Source organism: Streptomyces sp. NPDC056883 (assembly GCF_042788835.1).
Lineage (GTDB): Bacteria > Actinomycetota > Actinomycetes > Streptomycetales > Streptomycetaceae > Streptomyces > Streptomyces stoeckheimensis.
Genome location: NZ_JBHUBS010000002.1, coordinates 186562 through 212012 on the forward strand (window position 1 = coordinate 186562; position 25451 = coordinate 212012).

Genomic DNA, 25451 nt, shown 5'->3' on the forward strand with positions numbered 1-25451 from the left:
GCCAGGTTGAGTCCGAAGGCGCCCCAGTTCACCGGGTACCACCGCCCCGGGGCGGCGCCGCCGCGTTGCCGGCGCCCTCGGCCGTCAGCAGGAACTGGTGCACGTCCAGGTAGCCCGAGGCGAACCCGGCCTCGCAGTAGGCCAGGTAGAAGGTCCACATCCGCCGGAACGCCGCGTCGAAGCCCAGCTCCGCCACCCGGTCGGCCCGCTCGGCGAAGCGCTCCCGCCACAGCCGCAGCGTCTGCGCGTAGTGGGCCCCGTAGGCCTCGGAGCGGATCACCCGCAGCCCGGTGTGCGAGCGCGCCATCTCCTCCACCACCCGCACCGACGGCAGCATGCCGCCGGGGAAGATGTACTTGTGGATCCAGGTGTACGTGTCCCTGGTGGCGAGCATCCGCTCGTGCGGCATGGTGATCGCCTGGAGCGCGACCCGCCCGCCCGGCGCCAGCAGCCGGTCCAGCGTGGCGAAGTACACCGGCCAGTACTCGGCGCCGACCGCCTCGATCATCTCGACGCTCACGATGGCGTCGTAACTCCCCTCGGCCTCCCGGTAGTCGCACAGCCGCACCTCGACGCGGTCGGACAGCCCGGCGGCCGCGATCCGGCGCAGGGCCAGCTCCCGCTGCTCCCGCGACAGGGTCAGGGTGACCACGTGCGCACCGCGCCGGGCCGCCCGGACGGCGAGCTCGCCCCAGCCCGTGCCGATCTCCAGCAGCCGGGTGCCGGGACCGGTCCCCGCCAGGTCCAGCAGCATGTCGATCTTGCGGTGCTGGGCCTCGGCGAGCTCCTCCCGGCCGGCGGGCAGGGTGCGGAACACCGCCGAGGAGTAGGTCATCGTCGCGTCGAGGAACTCGGCGAAGAGCTCGTTGGACAGGTCGTAGTGGCGTTGGACGTTCGTCCGCGAGCCGTCCGGGGTGTTGCGTTCCGAGACCGGGTGGCGGGAGGCCCACAGGCCGCGCAGCCGCTGGAGCGGAGCCGGGACCAGCCCCGTCACGTGCCCCGCCAGCACGGTCAGGACGGCGACCGGGTCGCGCGCGTCCCACTCCCCGGCCAGGTACGACTCGCCGAAGCCGATCAGTCCCTCGGCCGCGATCCGGCGTTCGAAGGCGTCCGGGTCGTACACCGCCATCGCGGGACCGCCCCGCCCCAGGGTCCCGTCGGGGCCCATCCGGACCTGGAGCGGCAGCCGGTCCAGGGCCCGGCGGATCAGCAGCCGCCCGACGGCGGCCCTGGCCCGGGAGCACGGCGGTACGGCCGGGGCTGCGGCGGTGGTGGTGGTCGAAGTGCTCACTTCAGGCCCTCCTGGGGTACGTGTCGGGGTCGCGGGCGGACCGGCAGCCCGCGCAGCCACAGCCGGACGCCGTGGTAGCGGATGCCGACGCTGACGGCGGCGGTGGACCAGGGCCGGCGCAGGGCGGCGCGCAGCAGTCCGCGGGCGCCGGCCGGGCGGCGTGCGCCGCGGACGGTCGCGGTCAGGCGGGCGCCGTCCGTACCGCCGGCCAGCCGCACGGTCAGGGCGAGGCGTTCGTCCGGCTCGGGCAGCCGCATCCGGTAGGCGCCTTCCACCCTGAGGAAGGGGGAGACGTAGAACTCCTTGGGGACGGCGGCGACGTCGGGGCCGCTCCGGGCGCTCCGGGCGCCCCGGGCCGTTTCCGGAGGGAGCAGGTAGCAGTGCCGTTCGCCGTAGGTGTTGTGCACCTCGGCGACCACCTGCCGCAGGGAACCGTCCGGACCGTGGCACCAGTACACGGTCAGCGGGTTGAAGACGTGGCCGAACACCCGGGCGTGCGCCAGCATCACCACCCGCGAACCCGCCGGGAGTCCGGCGCCGCGCGCCTCGAGGAACGCGTCCAGTCCGGCCCGGATGGAGGGGGCGCCGCCGCCGAAGTGGTCACGGGCCTCGAACCGGGCCAGTGGCCGCAACGCCCTCGGGAGGCGGGGCAGTCGGTCGAGGTCCACCAGCCACAGGTAGGTCCGGTGCCGGAGCCGGTAGCCGTTCCCGCCGGACCGGACGTGGCGGACGTCGGCCAGGTAGAGACGGGGCTCCGCAGGGCCGGCCTCGCTCCGCCGGCGGCTCACCAGGTCACCCCCAGCGCGGCGGCGGCCTCCACGCCCGAGCGGCAGCCGTCCTCGTGGAACCCCCACCCGTGATAGGCGCCGGCGAAGGCCGTCACCGGCCCCGACAGGGCCGGCAGGAGCCGCTGCGCCGCCACCGACTCCGTGCTGTAGACGGGGTGTTCGTACTCCATCTCGGCCAGGACCGACTCCGGCCGCACCGTGTCGCCCGCGTTCAGCGTGACCACGTACGGCTCGGGCCCGTCCAGTCCCTGGAGCCGGTTCATGTCGTAGCTGACCCGTACGTGCGCATCGGCCGGCCGGCACCCCGACAGCCGGTAGTTCCAGCAGCCCCGGGCGCCGGGCGTGCGCGGCAGCACCGAGGTGTCGGTGTGCAGCACCGTCCGGTTACGGGAGTAGCGGAAGGCGCCGAGCGCGGCGCGTTCCGCGTCCGTCGGGTCGGCCAGCAGGCGCAGCGCCTGATCGGCGTGGACGGCGACGACCACCGCGTCGTAGAGGTCGGTGGCCCCGCCGGCGGTGGTGACGGACACGCCCTGCGGGGTGCGCGCGAGCGCCCGTACCGGAGCGGCCAGGTACACGGCGTCCAGCCGTTCGCGGACCCGCTCCACGTAGCGCGCCGAGCCGCCCTCGACCGTACGCCAGCTCGGCGAGCCGCCCACCGACAGCATGCCGTGGTGCTCCAGGAACCGGAACAGGTACCGGGCCGGGTACCCGAGCGCCGTGTCGGGCGGGCAGGACCACACGGAGGCGACCAGCGGGATCGCGAAGTGCGCGGTGAAGTAGGCCCCGAAGCGGCCCCGCTCCAGGAACTCGGCCAGGGTGATCTCGCCGGTGCCGGTGCCGGTGCCGGTGCCGGTGGTCGTGGCTGCGGCTGTGGCCGTGGCTGCCAGCAGGCTCCTGGCCCGCCGGTGGAACTCCGGTATCCGCGCCAGCATCCGCAGGAACTGCGGGTTCACGGCGGACCGGCGCCGGGCGAAGAGCCCGCGCGGCCCGCGCGCACCCGCGTACTCCAGCCCGCACCCCTCGCAGCGGACCGACAGGCTCATCGTCGTCGGCCGGGTGGCCACCCCCAACTCGGCGAAGAGCCGCAGCAGATGCGGGTAGGTGCGGTCGTTGTGCACGATGAACCCCGAATCCACCGCGCGCACCACCCCGTCCGGCCCCTTGAGCTCGTGGGTGTGCGCGTGCCCGCCCAGCCGGTCGTCCGCCTCGTACAGGGTCACCTCGTGCGAGCGCGCGAGGACGTACGCCGCCGTCAGCCCCGACACGCCCCCGCCGATCACGGCCGTCCGCGGGCGCGGCGCCCCTCGCTCGGTCATCGTGTACCTCCTCGTCACCCCGTCACCCGGGGCACCCCGGCACCCCTTCTTCGGAGCCGAGGGGGGTCTTGGATGTGCCGTCCGGGGGAATCCCGCATCCGTTCCGGCGCGCCGCGGCGAATCGGAAGGCGGGGGCGGGGGTACCGAAGAGCAGCGCGCGAAGAGCGGAGACAAGCCATGACGGGCAAGAACTGCCTGGTCACCGGGGCCAGCGGATACATCGGCGGACGCCTCGTCCCCGAACTCCTGGACGCCGGGCACCGGGTCCGCTGCCTGGCCCGCACCCCGGAAAAACTGCGCGACCACCCCTGGGCCGGGGACGTCGAGACCGTCCGGGGAGACGTCACCGACCCCTCGTCCCTCGCGGGGGCGATGACCGGCATCGACGTCGCCTACTACCTCGTGCACTCCCTCGGCACCGGATCCGGCTTCGAGGAACGCGACCGGGACGCCGCCCGGGCCTTCGCGGACGAGGCCCACGCCGCCGGGGTCGGCCGCATCGTCTACCTCGGCGGCCTCACCCCCGCGGACCTCCCCGTCCGGAGCCTCTCACCGCACCTGCGCTCCCGCGCCGAGGTCGGTGAGGTCTTCCTCGCCGGATCCGTTCCGGCGACGGTGCTGCGCGCCGCCGTCGTCATCGGGTCCGGGTCCGCCTCCTTCGAGATGCTGCGCTACCTGACCGAACGACTGCCCGTCATGGTCACCCCCAGCTGGGTCGGCACCCGCTGCCAGCCCATCGCCGTCCGCGACGTGCTCCGCTACCTCGTCGGCAGCGCGGGCATGGCGCCCGAGGTGAACCGGGCCTTCGACATCGGCGGGCCCGACGTGCTCACGTACGAGGAGATGATGCGCCGCTACGCCGTCGTGGCCCGGCTGCCCGCCCGCCTCATCCTGCGGGTTCCGATGCTCACCCCGAGGCTGTCCAGTCACTGGATCGGCCTGGTCACCCCGGTGCCGAGGGCGCTGGCCCGGCCGCTCGCCGAATCCCTGCGGCACGAGGTGGTCTGCGCGGAGCACGACATCGCCGTCCACGTCCCGGACCCGCCGGGCGCGCCCATCGGCTTCGACGAGGCCCTCGCGCTGGCCCTCCGGCGGATCCGCGAGGCCCGGGTGACCACCCGCTGGTCCTCCGCCGCCGTCCCGGGCGCGCCCAGCGACCCGCTGCCCACGGACCCCGACTGGGCCGGCGGCAGCCTCTACACCGACCGCCGGGAGCTGACCGTCGAGGCGCCGGCCGCGGCGCTGTGGCGGGTGGTGGAGGGCATCGGCGGGGAGAACGGCTGGTACTCCTTCCCGCTCGCCTGGGCCGTACGGGGCTGGCTGGACCGGCTCGTCGGCGGAGTCGGCATCCGGCGCGGCCGCCGGGACGCCGCGCGGCTGCGGGTGGGGGACTCCCTGGACTTCTGGCGGGTGGAGGCGATCGAACCGGGCCGGCTGCTGCGGCTGCGCGCCGAAATGCGGCTGCCGGGGCTGGCCTGGCTGGAACTGCACGCCGATCCGCCGTCCCCGGGGGAGACCGGATCCCGCTACCGCCAGCGGGCGCTGTTCCATCCGCACGGCCTGCTCGGCCACCTGTACTGGTGGAGCGTGTCACCGTTCCACGCCGTCGTCTTCGGCGGCATGGCACGCAACATCGCCCGCGCGGCGGAGCGCGCGGGCGATGGCGACGAGGGTGCGGCGTAGCCCCGTGGACGGGGGATCAGCGGCCGGCCGAGGCCGCCCGGCGGCGCATGACGACGAAGCCCAGACCCGCGGCGGTCACCGCGGCCGCCCCGGCGCCCACCGCGATCGGCGACGGGCCGGAGCCCTGCTCGTACTCCGCACCGGCGGCGACGCCGCCCTTGGGCACGTCCTTGGTCTGGCCCTTGCCGGTGCCCTTCCCGGTGCCCGTGCCCGTGGCGTAGTCGAAGGTGCAGCCCTTGGGGAGCTTGGGGAAGTCCTTGACGCTCGCCTTGTGACCGCCGCCCTCCATGTTCGTGCGCAGTTTCGGGGCGGGGCCGTTCGGGTCGAGGATCTCGGCGAGGAAGCCGGCGCTCGCGGGCAGCTTCGGGTGAGTGCGGTCGAGGCGCTCGGGGAACACCTTGCCGTCTCCCGCGTCCTTGAAGGAGACGGTCGGCCCGGAGGGGGCGATGGTCATCACGGCATCGGTACCGGCGCCGATCCACGCTTCCTTGACCACCACGCACTTCGCCGGGGTCGACGTGCTGTCGGCGAAGGCGACGGCGGCCGGGGCGAGTACCGCTCCGGCGAGGAGGGTGGTAAGGGCGACGGTTCGGGCGGCGGCGGTACGGGCGGCGGTGCGGCGGGAGGTGCGGAAGGACATGAACGGCTCCGTGAAGTGAAAAGGGCCTGGTGGGAACTGGAGGGCCGCGTGCCGCGTGCTCGGTGTGGGGTCACGAGTCCGGGCGGGCTGCTGTGACGAATCTAGAAAGCGAATGGCGGGGACGCGTCCGTTCCATGTCACGAATCTGTGACAGAACGTCATATTCCGTTCAGTTAAGGCGAGTTCACGCAAACGGGCCTCATCGGCAGTGCCGCCGCATCCGCGAGGGGCACTGACGGCGAAGTACCTCACGACAGCCCGTCCCCGTCCCCACGTCCCCCCTCACGCGGAGCGAACCCCATGAACGTCGCGGTGGTCCTCTACACCTCCGACCTGCGGCTGCACGACCATCCGCCGCTGCGGGCCGCCCTGTCCTCCTCGGCGCAGGTCGTGCCGCTCTTCGTGCGCGACCCGGCCGTCGCCGCCCCGCCCAACCGGCTCGCCTTCCTCGCCGACTGCCTCGCCGAGCTCGACGCGGGGCTGCGCTCCCGCGGCGGCCGCCTCGTCGTACGGTCCGGCGACCCGGTCGCCGCGACCATGGCCCTCGTACGGGAGGCCGATGCCGACGAGGTGCACATGGCGGCCGGGGTCAGCGCCTACGCCCACGCCCGCGAGGAGCGGCTGCGCGAGGCCCTCGAAGCGGAGGGCAGGCGGTTCCACGTCCACGACGCCGTGATCACCGCGGTCGCCCCGGGGGCGGTCACTCCCAGCGGGTCCGGGTCGGACCACTTCGCCGTCTTCACCCCGTACCACCGCCGCTGGTCGGAGCACCCGCTGCGGGCCGCCGCTCCCGCGCCCCGCGCCGTCCCGGTGCCCGACGCGATCCGCTCCGAGCCCCTGCCCGAGCGCGCCGCCGTCACCGGCACCTCCCCGGGCCTCGCCCCCGGCGGGGAGTCCGAGGCGCGCCGGCTGCTGGCCCGGTGGCTGCGTTCCGGCATCGACCGCTACCCCGAGACCCACGACGACCTGGCCGGCGACGCCACCTCCCGGCTCTCCCCGCACCTGCACTTCGGCACGCTCTCGCCCACCGAGGCCGTCCACCGGGCCCGCGCTGCCGGCGGCCCCGGCGCGGAGGCCTTCGTACGGCAGTTGTGCTGGCGCGACTTCCACCACCAGGTGCTCGCGGCCAGGCCCGCGGCCGCCGCCGCGGACTACCGGGACCGCGGCGACCGCTGGCGCACCGGCCCCGCCGCCGAGGAGGAGACCCTGGCCTGGAAGGAGGGGCGCACCGGCTATCCGGTCGTGGACGCGGCCATGCGCCAACTGGCCCACGAGGGCTGGATGCACAACCGCGGCCGGCTGCTGGTCGCGAGCTTCCTCACCAAGACCCTGTACGTGGACTGGCGCGTCGGAGCCCGCCACTTCATGGACCTCCTCGTCGACGGCGACCTCGCCAACAACCAGCTCAACTGGCAGTGGGTGGCGGGCACCGGCACCGACACCCGCCCCAACCGGGTCCTCAACCCGGTCCGCCAGGGCCTGCGGTACGACCCCGACGGCGGCTACGTCCACCGCTGGGTCCCCGAGCTGGCCGGACTCCCCGCACCGCGCGTGCACGAGCCCTGGCGGCTCCCCGGCCTGGAACGGGCGGCCTATGACTACCCCGACCCGTTGGTCGGCCTCGCAGACGGCCTCGACCGCTTCCGCGTCGGCCGCGAGGCGGGGTCGGAATCCAGGGAGGGAGAGGGGCAGGGGTCGGCTTCGGTGGCTGGATCCGCAGGACGCGCGGGACGCGCGGGATCCGCGGGGCGCCCGGGATCCGCGGGACGCCGGGGATCCCCGTGACCCCCCGTCCGCCCTCCGCGCCGTACGGTGGAACGGTGGAGCCCGACCCCCCGCAGACCCGGCCGCAGCCCCCGCCCGTCGCCCTCGGCACCGGGGCCGTCGCCCGTCGCCTCGGTGTCTCCCCGACCACGCTGCGCTCCTGGGAGCGCCGCTACGCCATCGGCCCGGACCGCCGCGAAGCGGGCCGGCACCGGCGCTGGACCCCCGAGGACATCGCCCGGCTGGAACTGATGTGCCGCCTCACCGCCCAGGGCGCACCCCCGTCCGAAGCCGCCCGGGTGGCCCGGGGAGTCACCCCGGAGGACCCGCCCGCCGCCGATCCCGCCGCCCCGGCCCCCGGCGGGCCCCGCGCGCTGCGCCTCGGGGACGTCCGACCGGAATGCAGGGGGCTCGCGCGGGCCGCCGTACGACTGGACGCGCCGGCCGTGGAGGACCTGCTGGCGGCCGTGCTCGCGGAGCTGGGCCCGGTCACGGCCTGGGAGGAGGTCATCGCGCCGACCCTGCACGCCGTGGGCCGCAAGTGGGCCACGGCGGGGGAGCGTTACGTCGAGGTCGAGCACCTGCTGTCCTGGTACGTCTCCGCGGCCCTGCACCGGATCCGGCCCGCCCCGGAGCCGATCCCGGCCCCGCCCGTGCTGCTGGCCTGCACGCCCGGGGAGCAACACAGCCTGCCGATGGAAGCGTTGGCCGCCGCCCTCGGCGAACGCGCCCTGCCGGTGCGGATGTTCGGGGCGGCCCTGCCGGCAGACGCCCTGTGCGAGGCCGTCCGGCGGACGGGTCCGCGGGCCGTCGTCCTGTGGGCGCAGTCCCGTACGACCGCGGACGCCTCGCTCGCCAGGTCGGTGGCGGGCATCGAGTGGGGCCCGCGCGGCGCCCGCGGCCACTCGGCGCTGCTGCTCGCCGGGCCCGGCTGGGGCGCCGCGGCCGCGGCCCCGCCCGCCCGCGCCGAGCGGCTCTTCGGGCTCCGCTCGGGGCTGGCCGTCATCGAATCGGTTGTGGCACCCGGCGTTCAAGGGACTGGTCAAGGGACCGTTCGAGGGACGGCGCGAGGGACTGCCGCAGGACGTGCAGCGCCCGCCGCATGTGGCTCTTGACGGTGCCCAGCGGGAGCCCGGTGCGGTCCGCGATCTGCGACTGGGTCAGGTCCGCGTAGAAGGCCAGCCGCAGGACCCGCTGCTGCGCCGAGGGCAGCCGGGCCAGCTCGCCGAGCAGCAGCACCCGTTCCACGGCCCGCTCCGGGCCCGGCTCCGGCTCCGGCCGGGCCTGCGCGCAGACGCGCGCGGCGGCCCGGACCACCCGGGCCCGCCGGGTGCGGGCCTCCAGGGCGTCGGCCACCTTGTGCCGGGTGATGCCGGTCAGCCAGGCCCCGAGACCGCCCGGCCCGGGCCGGTACCCGCCGCGGCCCCGCCACGCGGCGAGGAAGACCTGCTGGGTCACGTCCTCGGCCTCCCGCTCGTCGCCGAGCGAGCGCACGGCGAGCCCGTGCACCAGCGGCCGCCAGCGCCGGTAGACCGCCGCCACGCATTGCTCGTCGCCCGCCGCGAACCCCGCAGCCAGCCGGGTGTCGTCCTGGTCGTCCATGCCCCGAGCCTCGCGAGAACGGCATCCGCGGCCAACTTGCACCGTTTCCGCATCGTTTCTAGACCGAGGCCTCCCCGCCGGGATGCATCAGCGGCTGGGTCAGGTACACCAGCGCCACCGCCAGGACCAGTACGGCGGCCGGCAGCAGCAGCCACCCCACCGACCAGCCGGTCCGTACGAGCAGCGCCCCGGCCAGCCCGCCCGCGAACATCGCGCCGACCGACGAGGCCCGCCGCACCCAGGCCGCGGTCCCGTACCCGAAGGCCCGGTCCTGCCCGAAGACCGAGCCGCCGAGGAAGGAGGTCAGCGAACGGGTCACCAGGGTGGTCGGCACCCCGGCCAGGTTCACCCGCAGGCTCGTCACGTTCCGGATCCCCATCGCCATCGACAGGGTCGCCGAGACCACCAGCTGTCGGGCGTCGGGAGCTCCGAAGCGGGGCGCCACCCCCCATCCGGCGGCTGCGGCCGCCAGGACCAGCACCGCCTCGGCCGACAGCCCGGTCACGAACCAGCGCCGGCCCCGGCCCTCCACGAAGGCCTCCAGCCGGGCCCCGCACGCCGCCCCCAGGGCGAACGCGCACAGCGAGACGGCGGGCGCCAGCGCGGGCACCGGGCCCGCATGGGCCACGCCGAAGGCCAGGAACAGCACGTTGCCCGTCTGCATGGCCGTGAAGACGGGCCCGAGCGCCAGCAGGCTGACCGCCTCGATCAGTCCGGTCACCGCGGTCAGCACCAGCAGCAGGAGGGTCAGCGGAGGTCGCTTCGTACGGAAACCCGGGCTCATGAGCCCCGACATTGACAGGTCCGGCCCGCTCGTCCGGCGCCGACATGCCGCAGGGATTAGGGTCCGAAGGGTGAGCGATCTTCTGCTGGTGCGGCACGGCGAGACGGCCTGGAGCGCGTCCGGACGGCACACCGGACGCACGGACATCCCGCTGGCCCCGCGCGGGGTCGAGGAGGCGATCTCGCTCTTCCCGTACTTCCGCGACCGCAAGCCCGCCCTGGTCCTGACCAGCCCGCTGCGCAGGGCCGCCGCCACCGCACAGCTCGCCGGGCTGACCGGCGCGGTCGCCGACCCCGACCTGTACGAGTGGGACTACGGCGGCTACGAGGGCATCACCACCCCCGAGATCCTGCGCGAGCGCCCCGACTGGTCCCTGTGGACCGACGGGGTGCCGCCCGGCGACGAGGAGCACCCCGGCGAGAACGCCGCCCAGGTCGGCGCCCGCGCGGACCGGGTGCTCGCCCGGGCGGGCGAGGTGCTGCGCGCCGACCGGGGCAACGTCGTCCTGGTGGCCCACGCGCACCTGCTGCGGGTGCTGACCGCCCGCTACCTCGGACTGCCTCCGGAGGCGGGACGCCTCTTCCTGCTCCGTACGGGCACCTTCAGCATGCTGTCCACGGAGCACGGCCTGCCCGTGATCGCGGGCTGGAACACCCGCCCCTGACGCTCCCGCCCCTGGCGCTCCCGCCTCGCGCGCGGGCCCCGTCTGCGTGACGATGCGTACATGGCCCACCATGGCTCGGACGGCGTGCCCCCTGAGCCCCCGGAACCGGCGCCGGAACCGGGAGCGAGGGCTGTCACGGACCCCGCCGCCGGCGACTCCGCCGTCGCGGAACCGGGGCTCAAGGCCAACGCCATCGGCTTCCTCGACGCGCTCGTCATCGGCCTGAACTCGACCTCGCCCGCCTACTCCCTGGCCGCGGTCATCGGGCCGATCGTCGCGCTCGCCGGCATCTACGCACCCGGCGTCATGCTGGCCTCCTTCGTCCCGATGCTGCTGATCGCCGCCGCCTTCTACTACCTCAACAAGGTCGACCAGGACTGCGGGACCACCTTCTCGTGGGTGACGCGCGCCATGGGCCCCTGGGCGGGCTGGCTCGGCGGCTGGGCCATCGCGATGACCGGCGTCCTCGTCATCGGCTCGCTGGCCGACGTGGCCGTCCACTTCGGCCTGCTCGCCGCCGGACTCGACAGCTGGGCCGCGAACGAGGCACTGCGCCAGAGCCTGACCGTCGTCGTGATCCTGGCCATGACCGCGGTCTGCGTCATCGGCACCGAGATGTCGGCCCGGCTCCAGGACGTCCTGATCCTCGCCCAGGTCTTCTTCCTGCTGGTCTTCGCCGTTGTCGCCCTCTACCGCGTCTACGCCGGCACCAGCAGCCTCGACGGCACCAGACCCGCGCTCGAGTGGCTCAACCCCTTCGGCGCCGGCGGCGCCGCCCTCACCGGCGGCCTGCTGCTCGGCGTGTTCATCTACTGGGGCTGGGAGTCGGCGGTCAACCTCACCGAAGAGGTGGAGAACTCGGCCACCGCACCCGGCAAGGCCGGCATCTGGTCCACCGTCGTCCTGCTGGTGACGTACCTGTCCGTCGGCTTCGCGGTCGTCGGCTACGCCGGGACGAAGTTCCTCGCCGAGAACGCCGGCGAGGAGGAGGCCGTCTTCGCGGTCCTCGCGCACGAGGTCATGGGCGGCTGGGACTGGATGGTCCTGCTCGCCGTCTGCACCTCGGCCCTCGCCTCCACCCAGACCACGATCATCCCCGCCTCCCGCACCGCCCTGTCCATGGCCCGCCGGCACGCGCTGCCGCCGAAGCTCTCGCACATCCACCCCCGGTTCCGGACCCCGGACGTGAGCACCTGGTGGGTGGCCGGCATCGCCATCGCCTGGTACCTCGCCGTCAACCAGATCAGCGAGAACGCCCTCCTGGACTCGCTGACCGCGCTCTCCCTGCTGATCTCCTTCTACTACGCGCTCACCGGCCTGGCCTGCGCCGTCTACTACCGCCGTCACCTCCTGGAGAGCATGCACAACTTCCTGCTGATCGGCCTCGGCCCGGTGCTCGGCGCCGGCCTGCTGATCTGGCTGCTCGTGCAGTCGGTCAACGACATGTCCGACCCGGAGAACTCCGCGAGCGGCGTCTCCTGGTTCGGGCTCGGCCCGCCGCTGGTCATCGGGATCGGCATCGCCGTCGTCGGCGTCCTCGTCATGTGCTTCTGGCGGATCAGGGACGGCCGCTTCTGGCAGGAGCGGCGCGGCGTCGCCGACCCGGCCCTCGTCCACGCGCCCAAGAAGTCCCGGAGCCCGGCCGCCCCGAAGCCCTGAACGCCACAGCCCGACGGCCCCACCGCCCCACAGCCCCGCAGCACCGGCCGGAAGCCGGAGAGGAGCCCCGATGTCCGTCGTCCTCGGGTACGACGAGTCGCCCGGCGCCGAGCGCGCCCTGCGCGTGGCCCTGGAGGTGGCCACCGCCTTCGGCGAGCCGCTCGTCCTCGTCTACGGGGCCGCCGCCCCGGGCCTCACCGGTGAGGAGTACCGCGCGCACCAGGAGGCCGTCCGGGAGGCCGGCCGCAGCGCGCTCGCCCGGGCCGTGGAGGCCGCCGACGAGGCGGGAGTACCGTCCACGGTCGAGGTGGCCGACGCGAAGCCGGCCCAGGCGCTGCTCGACGCCGCCGAACGGCACGACGCCCGGGTGATCATCGTGGGGAGCTGGGGCGACAGCCCGATCCGCGGCGCCCTGCTCGGATCCACCCCGCACAAGCTCCTGCACCTCTCCCCGGTCCCGGTCCTGTGCGTCCCGACCGAGCACGCTTCCGGGGACTGACCCGCCGCTCCGCTTCCGGGACGCGAACCGCGGTACGCCGCCGGGCGGGTCCGTTGGTCTTCCCATGGCCGAAGATCGCCGTCGGTTCCTGTGCCATTGGCCCAGTGGGAGCAGGCTGAGTTGAGCCATTGCCCCCGCGAATGCTTATCTGTGTCGTATCCATGTATCTACGGCGCCACGCAGCGCCGGACGGCAACGAAGCCGCTCCGGACCGGGGCGCCTTCGCCGTGCCCGTCCACCGCCCACCACCCCCGGGCGGACGCGGGCCCGGCGTGCTCCATCGCAAGGGGGGCGGCACACCGCCGTGAAGAGGATGTTCGTGGCTCCGGATCCGGGGCGCGCAAGACTCAGGAACGCGTCCCGCGCCGTCATCGGCGTCGCTCTCGCCGTGGCCGTGGCCGAGCTCTGCGGGCTCTCGCTCGTCGCGTCGATCACCGGCGGACTGGCCGCCCTGCTCGCCCTCTTCACCGTGACCGACTCGACCGTGCGCGCCCAGCGGGTGACCACCGCCCTGCTGCCGGCCGCCGGCTTCCCCGTGCTAGCCCTGGCCACCACCCTGCACGGCGTCCCCCTGGCCCGCGACGCGGTGTTCGTCGCCGTGGTGTTCGCCGGGGTCTACGCCCGCAGGTGGGGGGCGCGCGGCCACGCCCTCGGGATCTTCGCGTTCATGAACTTCTTCATCACGCAGTTCCTGCACGCCCGGCCCGGGCAGCTGCCCGAGCTCTACGCGGCCGTCGCGCTGGCCCTCCTGTCGGCCGGCGCCGTGCGGTTCGTGCTGTGGCCGATCGAGCGCCGGGTCCCGCCCGCCGCCGTACCGCCCGCGCCGCCCGGGACCGGGCTGGCCCGGCCGACCACCCGCCAGGCCTTCCAGGCCACCGCAGCCTGTGCGGTCGCGCTGGGCATCGGCCAGGCCCTGTCGGAGGACCGCTGGTACTGGGCCGTCGGCACCACCTGGTGGATCTTCGTCAACACCACCTCGCGCGGCGAGACCCTGGTCCGCGGCTTCCGCCGGGTCGTGGGCACGGTGTTCGGGATCGGGGCGGGCCTGCTGATCGCCATCCCGCTGAACGGGGCGCCGGCGCCCACGGCCGCCCTGGTGGCGCTCTGCGTCTTCGGGATCTTCTACACCGCCGCCGTGTCCTACAGCTGGATGATGCTGGCCGTCACGGTGATGGCCGGCCTGCTCTACGGACTGCTGGGCGTACTCGATCCGGGTCTGCTCGTGCTGCGCCTGGAGCAGACGGCCGTCGGCGCGGTGTGCGCCGGGCTGGCCGTGATCCTGGTGCTCCCGGTGACCACCCACGCGACGAACGACATGTGGATCCAGCGCGCCCTGCGCTGCGTGCGCACCTGCACGGCCGAGGCCGCGGCCCGGCTCGCCGGCTCCCCGGTGGCCGACCCCGCGCCGCACGCCGCGGAGCTGGAACTGTTCCTGGGCCGGGTACGGCTCTCCCTGGCTCCGCTCGTGCACCCGCTGAGCCCCTACCGGGGCCGCAAGGCCAGGGCCCGCCGGGTGCTGGCGCTGCTCGACGAGTGCGCCGTGGAGGTCCGCGGGCTGGTCTCGGTGGCGGCGGACCCGGACGCGAGCCACGACGCTCGGCTCGCTGCGGCGTGCTGGCGCGTGGAGGCCGCGGTGGAAGCCCTGCTGACGCCGGAAGCGGAACGCGCAGCGGAGGCGGAGCTCCGGCCGGCCGGAGCGGCCGTGAACCCCGCGCGGCCCGCCTCGGGGCCCGCGCTGGCGCACCTGCACGGTCTGGAGCGGCTCCTCGCCCAGCTCGACGGACCCCTGCGCAGTGCGTCACGCTCCCCGCTGGTGGGCGCCTGACCCCGGGATGCCGGGCGCGTCCCGGCCGGCGTCGAGGACTCCGGCCTTCGCGAGACTGAAGCCGAGTTCGGCCCTGCTGCGGCTTCCGAAGCGGGTCGAAGCGCGTTTGATGTGTGCGCCGATGGTGCGGGTGCTCAGGCCGAGCCGTTTGGAAATGGCCTCGTCCGTATGCCCCTTCACCATGAGGTCGAGAATCGCGCGCTGGATTTCGTCGGTGAGCCGGGGAGGGCGTTGTCCCGTCGTGTCGAACTCGACGGGGACGGCCCGTTCCCACACGGCCTCGAAGGTTTTCGTGAGGTATTGGATCAGGCCGGGTTCGCGGATTTCCAGGGCGTACGCCTCCGTTCCGCTCTCGGCGAGGACCGCGATGAAGGCGGCCGACCGGTCGCACACGATCAGCCGCTCGAACCTCTCGCCCACCGTCCGCACTTCGGCGCCCTCCTGGGTGACCCGTTCGATGTGGGCGAGGGTCGGGCCGTGCGCGCGGACGGTGTGGCCGTAGATCGTGCGCTGGCGGACTCCCCGGCCGGCCAGGGCGAGATCGCGGGGCAGTGCGTCGGCCAGCGCCCCGGAGGGCCGGCCGCCCTCGGGATGGGCACTGAGCAGTTCCTCCGTACAGGTCTCCAGGGCTCCCTGGACGGCGGTGTCGATGACCTCGCGGCCGATCAGGGGCTGTGCGTGGGCCCTGTGGCGCTGACGTTCGTGCCGGTAGACGGCGTCCAGCGGGGAGAGGGAGGCGATCAGGGTGTCGAGGGCTGCCCGCTGGTCCAGGATGGCCCGTTTGATCGGCCGCGCGAGGGTGATCGCGGCGACCGAGGGCGGTACCGGGAGGTGTTCGGGGGAGCCCTCCAGTTTCCGCAGCAGCCCGAAAGCGATCAGGCAGCTCGGAACGGTCCCCGATAAGCCGCCCTCGCGTAATGCCCTTCGGTAGGCGGCCGCGCAGTCGCCGCAGACCGACGTGCAGCCGTCCATGTCGGGATGTGCGGTGTTGGTGTTCATCTGGACCCCCTTCTTGTTCCGGCAATGCAAGATCAGGATGCCCCGGCCCGTTGGCGGCGGGGGAGGGGAACGGCAGGATCCTTCCTGCCTGGTAATCGCGAAATGACCCACATGACCGGTGGCGGGAGTGGCGACGGTGAACCAAAACATTCGTTCCGAACGCAGGATTCCGCCGACGGGGCCGACCGAGGCGCTGGACATGCTGGCCCGGGCGCGCAAGGCCGTGGACGAGGCGTACGGATCCGACGAGCAACTCGCCAGGGTGGCCTTGCACTTGATCGACTGCGCCGCCGACGCCTCGGCCCTGCTCTCCCGTGAAGGCGGCCTGGACGCGGCCCGCGAGGCGCTGGGCTCCGCCCGCTCCGCGGTGGTCGCCGCCACCGCAGCGGTCCGCGTGATCCACGACGCCGACCGCGCCGACCGCCTCTGAGCCTCCGGTCCGAGCGTCCGGCGATGCCGCGGATGGTACGTCCGTCCCGGTCCCGTCCGCAGGCCGATCGATGAAGATCACACGGAGGAGTGTTCCGGGCGCGCCTTCCGTACGCCGCTGACCTGCGGCGTGTACAACGGGTGATTGTTCATTGCACATTCATCCGGCATGGCGCCTCTCCATGGCGCGCGGGGTGGACCTGGTCGGACAGGGGGTAACCGCCCGGAATGGAAATACTTCAAGAGTGCTCCGGCACCGCTCAGGTGTGGGAAGCGGCCGAGGAGTTCATCCGACTGTTCCACAGGGAGCACGCCGGCAGTGCGGACGCGGGTGATCCGCGCGAGCGGCTCGCCGCCGTACGGGCCGAGCTCGCCGAGACGGGCACGTACCGGCACACTCCCGAGGAGCTGGAGCACGGCGCCCGCGTCGCGTGGCGCAACAGCAACCGCTGTATAGGCAGGCTGTACTGGAACTCGCTGCGCGTCCGCGACCGCCGCGGGATCACCGACGCCGACGGGATCGCCGAAGAGTGCTTCGAGCACCTGCGCGAGGCGACCAACGGCGGCCGGGTCCGGCCCACCATCACGGTCTTCGCCCCCGACACCCCGGACCGTCCCGGCCCGGTCATCTGGAGCGAACAGCTGGTCCGGTACGCCGGCTACGGCGACCACCCCTCGATAACCGTCGGCGACGCCCGCAACGCCGAACTCACGAGCGCCCTGCTCGCCCTCGGCTGGTCCCGCGGCCCCGGCACCCCCTTCGACCTCCTCCCGCTGGTCGTGCAGGGGGTCGACGACAAACCCCGCTGGTTCGACGTCCCGCAGGACGCCGTGCTGGAGGTGCCCATCGAGCACCCCGACGGAGCGGCGGGCGGTGACGGCTGGTCGGACTGGGGCCTGCGCTGGCACGCCGTACCCGCGATCTCCAACATGTGCCTGGAGATCGGCGGCATCCACTACCCGGCGGCGCCCTTCAACGGCTGGTACATGGGCACCGAGATCGGCGCACGCAACCTCGCCGACACCGACCGCTACAACCTGCTGCCCGCGGTCGCCCGCCGCATGGGCCTCGACACCGCCAGCGACCGTTCCCTCTGGAAGGACCGCGCCCTCGTCGAGCTCAACCGGGCGGTGCTGCACTCCTTCGACCGGGCCAAGGTGACCATCGCCGACCACCACACGGAGTCCCGGCGCTTCATGACCCACCTGGAGAAGGAGGAGCGCAAGGGCCGTGACGTGGGCGCCGACTGGTCCTGGATCGTGCCGCCCATCTCCGGGTCCGCGACCCCGGTCTTCCACCGCACCTACGAGGACCGGCCGAGCTCGACCGCCTACGTCCACCACCCCGGTGCCCAGGAACGGGCCCAAGGGCGGGACTTGGTCTAGACCTCCTGGTACCGTCGCTCACAGGGGGACCTCCCGGCAATAGCTGGGGGAGGATCCGGAACGGCTGAGAGGGGCTTCCCGTGGGCGACGCGGACAGTGGTGTGGGCGGTACGGACCGTACGGCCGACGGCGGCGGACACCGGGCCTGGATCGGCTCGTTCACCTCGGGGGGCGGCCGCGGTGTCACCACCGCGGCCGTGGATCCGGCCACCGGAGCGCTGACCCCGCTCTCGGCCACGGACGCCGTCGCGGACCCCTCGTACCTGGCCCACGACCCCGCCACCGGCGTGCTGTACGCCGTGAGCGAGGGTGCAGAGGGCGCCGTGGGCGCCTTCCGGGCCGCCGCGGCGGGGCTCGTTCCCCTCGGCGCGGTCGTCCCCGTCGGCGGCTCCGGCCCCACCCACCTCAGCGTGGCCGGACGCCGGCTGCTGACCGCCAACTACACCTCGGGCAGCGTCAGCAGCCTCCCGCTCGCCGCCGACGGCTCGATCGGGGAACCCGCCGCCGTCCTCCTCCACCAGGGCTCCGGCCCCGACGCCGGCCGGCAGAAGGGCCCGCACGCCCACCAGGTGCTGCCCGCCCCCGGCGGCCGCTGGGTGCTCAGCGTCGACCTCGGCACCGACTCGGTACGGGTCTGCGCGCTCGACCCCGCCACCGGAACCCCGGTGCTCCACGCCGAGATCGCGCTGCGCGCCGGGACCGGCCCCCGGCACCTCGCCTTCCACCCCTCCGGCGAGGTGGTCTACGTCCTGCACGAGCTGGAGCCGCAGCTGACCGTCTGCCGCTGGAACGGGGAATCGGGTGAGCTCCAACCGGTCGACGAGGTTCCGGTCGCTTCCACGGGCGCTCCAGGGGCCGCCGCGGCCTATCCCTCGGCGGTCGTGACCTCGCCGGACGGCCGATTCGTCTGGGCGGCCGTCCGCGGGGCCGACACCATCGCCACCTTCTCCCTCGCCGACGGCGCGGAGAAGCCGCTGCTCACGAGCACCGTGCCGTGCGGGGGCACTTGGCCGCGCGATCTCGCCGCCGACCCCTCGGGGCGCCGGCTGTACGCGGCCAACGAGCGTTCCGGCGACGTCACCTGGTTCGACGTGGACCGGGTGACGGGCGAGCCGCGCCGGGCCGGCTCGGTGGCCGTGCCCGCCGCCACCTGCGTGGTCTTCGGCTAGACCGGGGCCGTACCGCCGTACGCGCGAGGGCCCGCGCCCCGGCTCGTTCGATTCGGAACGGTCCGGGGCGCGGGCCCTCGTACGTACGGCATGAGCCGGGGAGGTCAGTGGGCGGCGGCGCCCAGGGTGATTCCGAGGGCGGCGGAGTACTGCGCGACGGCCAGCTTGCCGAGCGCGGGGTACGCGCCGAGCACCTCGGCGGCGCTGCAGCCGGCCTCCTTGCAGGCGGTGTCGAGGAGCCCCTCGGCGGCCTCCGGGCCGACCAGGTACGGGGCCAGTGCGAGCTGGGTCGAACCCTCGCGGCGGAGCTGGTCGGCGATCGCGGCCACCGAACCCTCCTCGTCCAGCGCGGCGGCCATCACCGGCACCGCGAGGCGGGCGGCCAGCAGCATGCCGGTGATGCCCGCGGCCTGCACGGCCTCCTCGCCACCGGTGGTGGCCAGGACGATGCCGTCGGCGGCCGTGGTCACGCTGAAGAGCCTGGCCCGGTCGGCGCGGGCGAGACCGGCCTCGGACAGCCGCACGTGCAGCCCCTCGGCGAGCAGCGGGTGCGGACCGAGCGGGTCGGCGAGTTCGGCGGCGGCCGAGGAGTCCATCAGGGCCTGGCGCATGCGGCGCAGCAGATCCCCGTCGGGGCCGGCCAGCAGGGGAACGACCACGGCGTCCGGGCCGGTCGGCGCGGGGACCTCCTGCCCGGCGGCGCGGGCGGCCTCCGCGCGCGCGGCGCGGTCGCGGGCGACGGCGGTCAGCACGCCGGACAGGGACGGGAACTCGGTGGCGTCGTCACCGTCGAGGAAACCGACCCGGGCGTCCAGGCCGGGCAGCTCGGAGCGGCCGATGCTGATGATCTCTTCCGCGATCCCACGCGAGGCGGCGGAGGGGGCACCGGGCACGGCGAGCACCAGCGCGGGCGCGCCCTCGGGCGCCACCGCGGGCTCGGGCCGGCGGTGCCGTCCGGTCTGGCGGGGTCGCGGCATTCGTACGGGCAGGCCATTTGCGGGCCCAGTGGGGGAGCTCATGGCGCCGCATGCTACTGGTTTATCGAAACCGGGTGTTCGGGCAGGGCCTTCTCCGGCGGCATCTGTCCGTATTTATCCATGGAATGTCAGATACCGTTCGGCCCTCCGGTCACCCCGGGTTGGCGGAAGGGGTCACCCCGCGGCGGGAAGCCGCCAGTCCACGGGCTGCGCGCCCTGGCGGACCAGCAGGTCGTTGGTCCTGCTGAACGGCCTGGAACCGAAGAACCCGTTGTCCGCGGACATCGGGGAGGGGTGCACCGACTCCACGGCCGGCAGATCGCCCAGCAGCGGGCGGAGGTTGCGCGCCTCGCGCCCCCACAACACCGACACCAGGGGCTTGCCGCGGGCCGCGAGCGCGCGGATGGCCTGCTCGGTCACCGCCTCCCAGCCCTTGCCGCGATGGGCGTTGGGCTTGCGCGGGGCGGTGGTGAGCGACCGGTTCAGCAGCAGGACGCCCTGCCGGGTCCACGGGGTCAGATCCCCGTTCCGGGGCCGGCCCGTGCCGAGATCGGCGTGCAGTTCGCGGAAGATGTTGTCCAGGCTCGGCGGCCACGGGCTGACTTCGGGGGCCACGGAGAAGGAGAGGCCGATCGCGTGCCCCGGCGTCGGGTACGGATCCTGCCCGACGATCAGCACCTTCACCTCGTCGAAGGGCTGCTGGAACGCGCGCAGCACGTTCGCGCCCGCGGGGACGTAGGTCCTGCCCGCCGCGATCTCCGCGCGCAGGAAGTCGCCCATCGCGGCGATCTGCGCCGCCACCGGCTCCAGAGCCCGGGCCCAGCCCGGCTCGACGATCTCGTTCAACGGTCGTGCTGCCACGGTCGATCACTCTACTGGCCCAGCCCGCCGTCCGGCGCCACACCCCGGGCGGGCGCCGGGTGCCGGGGCGGGCGGGCGGGTCAGACGGTGCGGCCGAAGTACGCGGCGAGCCGGTCGGCCGCCGGGGCGTCGGCGGCGGCGGGCTTGGAGGGGCCGAACATGCCGGTGGCGGCGCGGACTTCGTCGGGGAAGTTCCCGTACCAGCCGGCGAAGGCGGCCTGGACGGCGGCGGGGTCGCCGGTGCGGTCCTGGCCGGTGGCGGTGGCCAGGTCCCAACCGTGCAGGACGGCCTCCAGGAGGTGCAGGTCCACGATCCGGGGACCCGTGCCGCCGCCGGGCAGCGGCATCTGCCGCGCCGGCGCGCCCTCGCTCCGCCAGGCGGCGAGGACTTCCTCGGCGCCCTGCGCGTAGACGTCACCGGGCTGCCGGTCGCCGATCTGGTCGCGGGCGAAGAGGGAGAAGTCGGGGCCGCCGCCCTGGGCGAGGGTGACGTAGTAGGGGTTGCCGGCGACCAGGTGGTTGGCCAGGGCCCGCACGTCGAAGTCCTCACACGGGGTGGGCCGGCCGTACTGCTCGGGCGTGACGTTGCCCAGCAGCCCGGCGGTGTGGTTCAGAGCCTTCTCCAGCAGCATGATCTGGGACACGGTTGCACCTTTCCTCGGGGGAGCGAAGAGCCCGGCCGACCACGCGACCGCAGGGCTCGCCGGTCGGCCCCGGCACCCAGTCGAATCCCGGGGAGCCGCACCGGCCACTCCAGAGTGCACGCACTTGCGGACAGCTTCTGTCCGCAATGGAACAGCGGAGCCGACTCGAGGCCGTTCGCCAGGCCGCATAGAGCGACGTGCGGCGTCAGGTCTCACCCGCGTGCCTCACCGGTCGTCCGTTGTCGCTTCGATACCTGTTCGCAACTGGTTCGATTGCTCCAACTCCCCGTCCCGGACGTCACATTCATCACCGATGACGTTCGAGGGAGACGGTATGGAGCCCCACGAGGACCGCACGCCCGGCACGCCCAGTACGCTCCGCACGCCCAGCGCCTCCGGCGCATCCCGCAGGGCCCGACCGGGTCGGCGCAGAACCCACGGCAGACTGACCGCCGCGCTCCTCGCCGGCGGTCTCCTGCTGACCGGCTGCGGAGGCGGCGGCTCGAACCGCAGCGCCGACGGGGAGTGGAAGGGCGGCGACTCCAAGCCGCGGCCGTCCGCCACCCGGCCCGGGGGAGAAAGCACGGAAGGGGAGAGCGACGGGCGGCGCCCCACCGGACCGCCCGCCGACTACCTCTCCACCTTCGCGCTCGACGTGGACACCGCCAGCTACGGGTACGCCCGCCGCACCCTCGCGGACGGCAAGCTGCCCGACCCCGCCACCGTGCGCCCCGAGGAGTTCGTCAACAGCTTCCGGCAGGACTACCAGGAACCCGACGGCGACGGCTTCTCCGTCACCGTGGACGGGGCCCGAACCGCCGAGGCGAACTGGTCGCTGGTCCGTGTCGGCCTCGCCACCCGGGTCGGCAACGGCGGGGCGGACGGCGCCGAGGCCCGGCCGCCCGCGGCGCTCACCTTCGTCGTGGACGTCTCCGGCTCCATGGCCGAGCCGGGCCGCCTCGACCTCGTCCGCACGTCCATGAAGCTGATGACCGACGAGCTCCGCGAGGACGACTCGGTGGCCGTCGTCACCTTCAGCGGCAAGGCCGAGACCCGGCTGCCCATGACCCGCGTCGAGGGCAACCGTGACCGGATCCAGGAGGTGGTCGGCGCGCTGCGCACCGCCGACTCGACGAACGTGGAGGCCGGTGTCACCCGCGGGTACGAGGTCGCGGTCGAGTCGCTGCGGCCCGGGGCCACCAACCGCGTCGTCCTGCTCTCCGACGCCCTGGCCAACACCGGCGCCACTTCGGCCGACACCATCCTGAAGCGGATCGGCGAGGCCCGGACCAAGCACGGGATCACCCTGTTCGGCGTGGGCGTGGGCAGCGAGTACAACGACGCCTTCATGGAACAGCTCGCCGACCGGGGCGACGGGCACACCGCCTACGTCTCCGACAAGGAGGGCGCACGCAAGGTGTTCTGCGAGGACCTCCCGGCGCAGGTGCAGCTGCGGGCCCGCGATGCGAAGGCGCAGGTGGCCTTCGATCCGCAGACCGTCGAACGGTTCCGGCTGATCGGCTACGACGACCGCCGCGTCGCCGACGGAGACTTCAGGAACGACGCCGTGGACGGGGGAGAGGTCGGCTCGGGCCACTCCGTGACCGCCCTGTACGCGGTACGGCTGCGCCCCGGCGCCACCGGACACCTGGCGACGGCGACGGTGCGCTGGCTGGACCCGCGCACCCGCGCTCCGCACGAGGAGTCCGGCAAGATCGAGGCGGCGGCCCTGTCCGGCGACGTGTGGACCGCGGCGTCCACGCGCTTCCAGGTCACCGCGGTGGCCGCCTACTTCGCCTCCGCCCTGCGCGAGCGCGACGGCGGCTGGGAGCGGGTGCCGGGCGCCGTCCCGCTGGGGAGCCTGGCCGGGCATGCGGACCGGCTGGCCGGGAGCACCGAGGATCCGGCCGTGCGCCAACTGGCGCAGGCCGTGCGTCAGGCCCGCGGCCTCACCGGCTGAGGGCCCCACACCCGGGTACGGGCCTAGCCGTGCAGCACGGCGGCCCGTACGCACAGGACGTCGGGGAGGTGCTCGGCCAGCAACTGCCAGCTGTCCCCGTCGTCGTGGCTGGCGTACAGCTCGCCGTTGCGGTTGCCGAAGTAGATCCCGGCCGGGTCCGCGTCGTCCGTGCAGAGCGCGTCGCGCAGCACCGTGCCGTAGTGGTCCCCGGCCGGGAGGCCCTTCGTCAGGGGCTCCCAGGTCGCGCCCGCGTCCTGCGTCCGGAAGACCCGGCAGCGGTGCTCCGCGGGGACGCGGTCGATGTCGGCGTTGAGCGGGAAGACGTAGGCGGTGTCGGGCCGGTGCGGGTGGGCGGCGACCGCGAAGCCGAAGTCGGAGGGCAGGCCGGCGCCGATGTCCGTCCAGCGGGTCCCGGCGTCGTCGCTGCGGTAGACGCCCCAGTGGTTCTGCAGGTACAGCCGGTCGGTGTCCCCGGCGTCCTGGGCGATCTTGTGCACGCACTGGCCGAACTCGGGGTCCGGCTCGGGCAGGAACACCGCCGAGACCCCGTGGTTGGACGGGGCCCAGCTCGCCCCGCCGTCCCTGGTCCGGAACACCCCGGCCGTGGAGACCGCCACCGTGACCAGGTCCGGGTCGCCCGGGTCGGTGATCACCGTGTGCAGGCCCTCGCCGCCGCCCCCCGGGACCCACTTGTCCCGGGTCGGGTGCTCCCACAGGGGGCGGACCAGCTCGAAGGACTCGCCGCGGTCGGTGGAGCGGAACAGTGCGGCCGGCTCGGTCCCGGCGTAGACCACGCCGGGGGCCTCGGGGCCGGCCGGATGGAGCTGCCAGACCCGCTCCAGGGAGGCTCCGGTGTCCTCGGGGAACTTCACGGCGGCCGCGGCGGGCTCCCGCCAGGTCGCGCCCAGGTCGTCGGAGCTGAAGACGGACGGCCCCCAGTGCGTGCTGTCCCCGGCGACCAGGAGCCGGGGCGCGGCGCCGCGCCGGTCGATGGCGACGGCGGAGACCGCCTGGGCGTTGAACTGGGGCTCCCCGAACTCCCAGGTGCCCCCGGAGTCCCGGCGGCCGATGAACAGTCCCTTGCGGGTCCCCGCGAGCAGTACCACGTCGGTCATGGCCGACACCTCCGGACGTCTTTGTCCTGCACGGCAGCTTCTCGGCCAGTCTGCACCCGGCCACTGACAGCGGCCGGGTGCCGCGCGCGAGCCCGCCCGGTCATACGAAGGGTCTCGTACTACGAGAGATTTCGTAGTACGGTGAATCTCGTACTTAGCGGCCGGTTCCCCGGTGCGCTTCCAGTCGCCTCTGGAGACCCACATGAGTGCTGCCCCCGTATCCTTCGCCGCGCTGTTCCAGCCGTGGACCATCCGCTCGGTCACCGTGCCGAACCGGGTGTGGATGGCCGCGATGTGCCAGTACAGCGCCGAGCCGACCGGTCTGGACACGGGCGTGGCCAACGACTGGCACTTCGCGCACTACGCGGCCCGCGCCACCGGCGGCACCGGACTGATCATCCAGGAGGCCACGGCCGTCTCCCCCGAGGGGCGGATCTCCCCGTACGACCTCGGCATCTGGAACGACACCCAGGTCGAGGCGCTGCGCCGGATCACCTCCTTCCTCAAGGGTCAGGGCGCGGTCCCCGGCATCCAGATCGCCCATGCCGGCCGCAAGGCCTCCACCGACCGCACCTGGAAGGGCGGACAGCCCGTCGGCCCCGAGGCGCACGGCTGGCTGCCCAGCGCCCCGAGCCCCGTGCCGTTCTCCGCGGACCACCCGGTCCCGCACGAGCTGACGGCCGGTGAGATCCGGGACGTCGTCGAGCAGTTCGCGGCCGCCGCCCGGCGCTCGCTCGCCGCCGGCTACCAGGTCGTCGAGATCCACGGCGCCCACGGATACCTGATCGGCGAGTTCCTCTCCCCGCACAGCAACAAGCGCACCGACGAGTACGGCGGCTCCTTCGAGAACCGCACCCGCCTCGCCCTCGAAGTGGTCGACGCCGTACGGGCGGTGTGGCCCGAGGACCTGCCGCTGTTCTTCCGGATCTCCGCCACCGACTGGCTGGAAGAGGACGGCTGGACCGCGGACGAGACCGTCCGGCTGGCCGTGCTGCTCGAGCAGCACGGCGTGGACCTCCTCGACGTCTCCACCGGCGGCCTCGCCCCCGGAGTGACGATCCCGGTCGGCCCCGGCTACCAGGTGCCCTTCGCGGCCCGGGTCAAGGCCGAGACCACCCTCCCGGTCGCCGCCGTGGGTCTGATCACCGAGCCGGAGCAGGCCGAGAAGATCCTGGCCAACGGCGAGGCGGACGCCGTGCTGCTGGGCCGGGAGCTGCTGCGCGACCCGTTCTGGGCCCGCCGCGCGGCCGCCGAGCTCGGTGCGCAGATCCGTACGCCCGAGCAGTACCACCGCTCCTGGTGAACCGGTGCGGCGCGGGGACGGGGGTCCCACGCCGCACCCGCCATTCTGCCCCGCTCCTCCGCTGGTTCCCATCCAACGGAAGCTCATCCAGCC

At 74.0% G+C, this 25451-nt stretch carries 23 protein-coding genes; 12 read left to right on the forward strand and 11 right to left on the reverse strand.

What is annotated here, in order from left to right; all coding sequences use genetic code 11:
• Nucleotides 1-28 precede the first annotated feature (28 nt).
• From ACFRU2_RS06195 to ACFRU2_RS06205, 3 genes are read right to left on the reverse strand one after another with little or no spacing between them, the layout of a single operon-like run.
• Nucleotides 29-1291 (reverse strand): class I SAM-dependent methyltransferase, encoded by a 1263-nt coding sequence (locus tag ACFRU2_RS06195; protein WP_382968236.1) that lies wholly within the window; start codon nt 1289-1291, stop codon nt 29-31.
• Nucleotides 1288-2079 carry a DUF1365 domain-containing protein gene (locus ACFRU2_RS06200; RefSeq protein WP_382968239.1) on the reverse strand — a complete coding sequence of 264 codons (792 nt, stop codon included), beginning with the start codon at nt 2077-2079 and terminating at the stop codon, nt 1288-1290. The genes ACFRU2_RS06195 and ACFRU2_RS06200 overlap by 4 nt, the downstream gene beginning before the upstream one ends.
• Entirely contained in the window at nt 2076-3395 is a 1320-nt protein-coding gene (locus ACFRU2_RS06205) for an NAD(P)/FAD-dependent oxidoreductase (RefSeq protein WP_382968242.1), read from the reverse strand. Before ACFRU2_RS06205 ends, ACFRU2_RS06200 begins: the two co-directional genes overlap by 4 nt.
• A 177-nt stretch (nt 3396-3572) precedes the next feature.
• On the opposite strand from ACFRU2_RS06205, the gene ACFRU2_RS06210 reads away from it, so the two are divergent.
• The gene (locus ACFRU2_RS06210; RefSeq protein WP_382968245.1) at nt 3573-5078 is read left to right on the forward strand and encodes an SDR family oxidoreductase; all 1506 of its coding nucleotides are present in this window, start codon (nt 3573-3575) and stop codon (nt 5076-5078) included.
• Nucleotides 5079-5094: 16 nt separating this feature from the next.
• Here ACFRU2_RS06210 and ACFRU2_RS06215 read toward each other — a convergent pair whose 3' ends face one another.
• A complete protein-coding gene (locus ACFRU2_RS06215; RefSeq protein ID WP_382968247.1) occupies nt 5095-5718 on the reverse strand; it encodes a hypothetical protein in 624 nt (207 codons plus the stop codon).
• Between the two features lie 300 nt (nt 5719-6018).
• Between ACFRU2_RS06215 and ACFRU2_RS06220 the strand changes: the two genes are divergently transcribed.
• Both ACFRU2_RS06220 and ACFRU2_RS06225 read left to right on the forward strand, forming a co-directional pair.
• On the forward strand, nt 6019-7503 hold the full coding sequence (locus ACFRU2_RS06220) for a cryptochrome/photolyase family protein (RefSeq protein ID WP_382968250.1): 1485 nt from the start codon (nt 6019-6021) through the stop codon (nt 7501-7503).
• Between the two features lie 35 nt (nt 7504-7538).
• The gene (locus ACFRU2_RS06225) at nt 7539-8597 is read left to right on the forward strand and encodes a MerR family transcriptional regulator (RefSeq protein WP_382968252.1); all 1059 of its coding nucleotides are present in this window, start codon (nt 7539-7541) and stop codon (nt 8595-8597) included.
• Here ACFRU2_RS06225 and ACFRU2_RS06230 read toward each other — a convergent pair.
• Both ACFRU2_RS06230 and ACFRU2_RS06235 read right to left on the reverse strand, forming a co-directional pair.
• Nucleotides 8485-9084: an RNA polymerase sigma factor gene (locus ACFRU2_RS06230; protein WP_382968255.1), complete on the reverse strand. Its 600-nt coding sequence runs from the start codon at nt 9082-9084 to the stop codon at nt 8485-8487. The genes ACFRU2_RS06225 and ACFRU2_RS06230 overlap by 113 nt on opposite strands.
• Before the next feature lie 58 nt (nt 9085-9142).
• Nucleotides 9143-9868 (reverse strand): YoaK family protein, encoded by a 726-nt coding sequence (locus ACFRU2_RS06235; protein ID WP_382968258.1) that lies wholly within the window; start codon nt 9866-9868, stop codon nt 9143-9145.
• Nucleotides 9869-9938: 70 nt separating this feature from the next.
• Between ACFRU2_RS06235 and ACFRU2_RS06240 the strand changes: the two genes are divergently transcribed.
• The 4 genes from ACFRU2_RS06240 to ACFRU2_RS06255 all read left to right on the forward strand — a co-directional run bounded on the left by ACFRU2_RS06240 (nt 9939) and on the right by ACFRU2_RS06255 (nt 14515).
• Nucleotides 9939-10532, forward strand: a complete 594-nt coding sequence (locus ACFRU2_RS06240; RefSeq protein WP_382968261.1) for a histidine phosphatase family protein — start codon at nt 9939-9941, stop codon at nt 10530-10532.
• Between the two features lie 60 nt (nt 10533-10592).
• Nucleotides 10593-12191 (forward strand): APC family permease, encoded by a 1599-nt coding sequence (locus tag ACFRU2_RS06245; protein WP_382968263.1) that lies wholly within the window; start codon nt 10593-10595, stop codon nt 12189-12191.
• A 70-nt stretch (nt 12192-12261) separates the two neighbouring features.
• Nucleotides 12262-12690 carry a universal stress protein gene (locus ACFRU2_RS06250; RefSeq protein ID WP_382968266.1) on the forward strand — a complete coding sequence of 143 codons (429 nt, stop codon included), beginning with the start codon at nt 12262-12264 and terminating at the stop codon, nt 12688-12690.
• A gap of 313 nt (nt 12691-13003) precedes the next feature.
• The gene (locus ACFRU2_RS06255; protein WP_250745087.1) at nt 13004-14515 is read left to right on the forward strand and encodes an FUSC family protein; all 1512 of its coding nucleotides are present in this window, start codon (nt 13004-13006) and stop codon (nt 14513-14515) included.
• On the opposite strand, the gene ACFRU2_RS06260 is transcribed toward ACFRU2_RS06255, so the two are convergent.
• Nucleotides 14489-15514 carry a LuxR C-terminal-related transcriptional regulator gene (locus ACFRU2_RS06260; RefSeq protein WP_382968269.1) on the reverse strand — a complete coding sequence of 342 codons (1026 nt, stop codon included), beginning with the start codon at nt 15512-15514 and terminating at the stop codon, nt 14489-14491. The two genes, ACFRU2_RS06255 and ACFRU2_RS06260, sit on opposite strands and share 27 nt — an antisense overlap.
• A 136-nt stretch (nt 15515-15650) precedes the next feature.
• Between ACFRU2_RS06260 and ACFRU2_RS06265 the strand changes: the two genes are divergently transcribed.
• The 3 genes from ACFRU2_RS06265 (at nt 15651) to ACFRU2_RS06275 (ending at nt 18498) form a co-directional block, all read left to right on the forward strand.
• Nucleotides 15651-15944: a hypothetical protein gene (locus ACFRU2_RS06265; RefSeq protein ID WP_382968272.1), complete on the forward strand. Its 294-nt coding sequence runs from the start codon at nt 15651-15653 to the stop codon at nt 15942-15944.
• 227 nt (nt 15945-16171) lie between these two features.
• On the forward strand, nt 16172-17329 hold the full coding sequence (locus ACFRU2_RS06270; protein ID WP_382968274.1) for a nitric oxide synthase oxygenase: 1158 nt from the start codon (nt 16172-16174) through the stop codon (nt 17327-17329).
• Between the two features lie 80 nt (nt 17330-17409).
• A complete protein-coding gene (locus ACFRU2_RS06275; RefSeq protein WP_382968276.1) occupies nt 17410-18498 on the forward strand; it encodes a lactonase family protein in 1089 nt (362 codons plus the stop codon).
• Between the two features lie 104 nt (nt 18499-18602).
• Here the strand turns inward: ACFRU2_RS06275 and ACFRU2_RS06280 are convergent, their stop codons facing one another.
• The 3 genes from ACFRU2_RS06280 to ACFRU2_RS06290 form a co-directional block, all read right to left on the reverse strand.
• Nucleotides 18603-19517 carry a sirohydrochlorin chelatase gene (locus ACFRU2_RS06280; protein ID WP_382968279.1) on the reverse strand — a complete coding sequence of 305 codons (915 nt, stop codon included), beginning with the start codon at nt 19515-19517 and terminating at the stop codon, nt 18603-18605.
• Between the two features lie 132 nt (nt 19518-19649).
• Complete coding sequence (locus ACFRU2_RS06285; RefSeq protein ID WP_254381347.1) at nt 19650-20336, reverse strand: uracil-DNA glycosylase; 687 nt, start codon at nt 20334-20336, stop codon at nt 19650-19652.
• An 80-nt stretch (nt 20337-20416) separates the two neighbouring features.
• Entirely contained in the window at nt 20417-20980 is a 564-nt protein-coding gene (locus tag ACFRU2_RS06290; RefSeq protein WP_382968281.1) for a TIGR03086 family metal-binding protein, read from the reverse strand.
• A gap of 334 nt (nt 20981-21314) precedes the next feature.
• Between ACFRU2_RS06290 and ACFRU2_RS06295 the strand changes: the two genes are divergently transcribed.
• Nucleotides 21315-22940: a von Willebrand factor type A domain-containing protein gene (locus tag ACFRU2_RS06295; RefSeq protein WP_382968283.1), complete on the forward strand. Its 1626-nt coding sequence runs from the start codon at nt 21315-21317 to the stop codon at nt 22938-22940.
• Between the two features lie 23 nt (nt 22941-22963).
• Here ACFRU2_RS06295 and ACFRU2_RS06300 read toward each other — a convergent pair whose 3' ends face one another.
• Nucleotides 22964-24055, reverse strand: coding sequence for a WD40/YVTN/BNR-like repeat-containing protein (locus tag ACFRU2_RS06300; RefSeq protein WP_382968285.1), 1092 nt, complete (start codon nt 24053-24055; stop codon nt 22964-22966).
• A gap of 202 nt (nt 24056-24257) precedes the next feature.
• Between ACFRU2_RS06300 and ACFRU2_RS06305 the strand changes: the two genes are divergently transcribed.
• Nucleotides 24258-25358 (forward strand): NADH:flavin oxidoreductase/NADH oxidase, encoded by a 1101-nt coding sequence (locus tag ACFRU2_RS06305; RefSeq protein ID WP_382968288.1) that lies wholly within the window; start codon nt 24258-24260, stop codon nt 25356-25358.
• Nucleotides 25359-25451 lie beyond the last annotated feature (93 nt).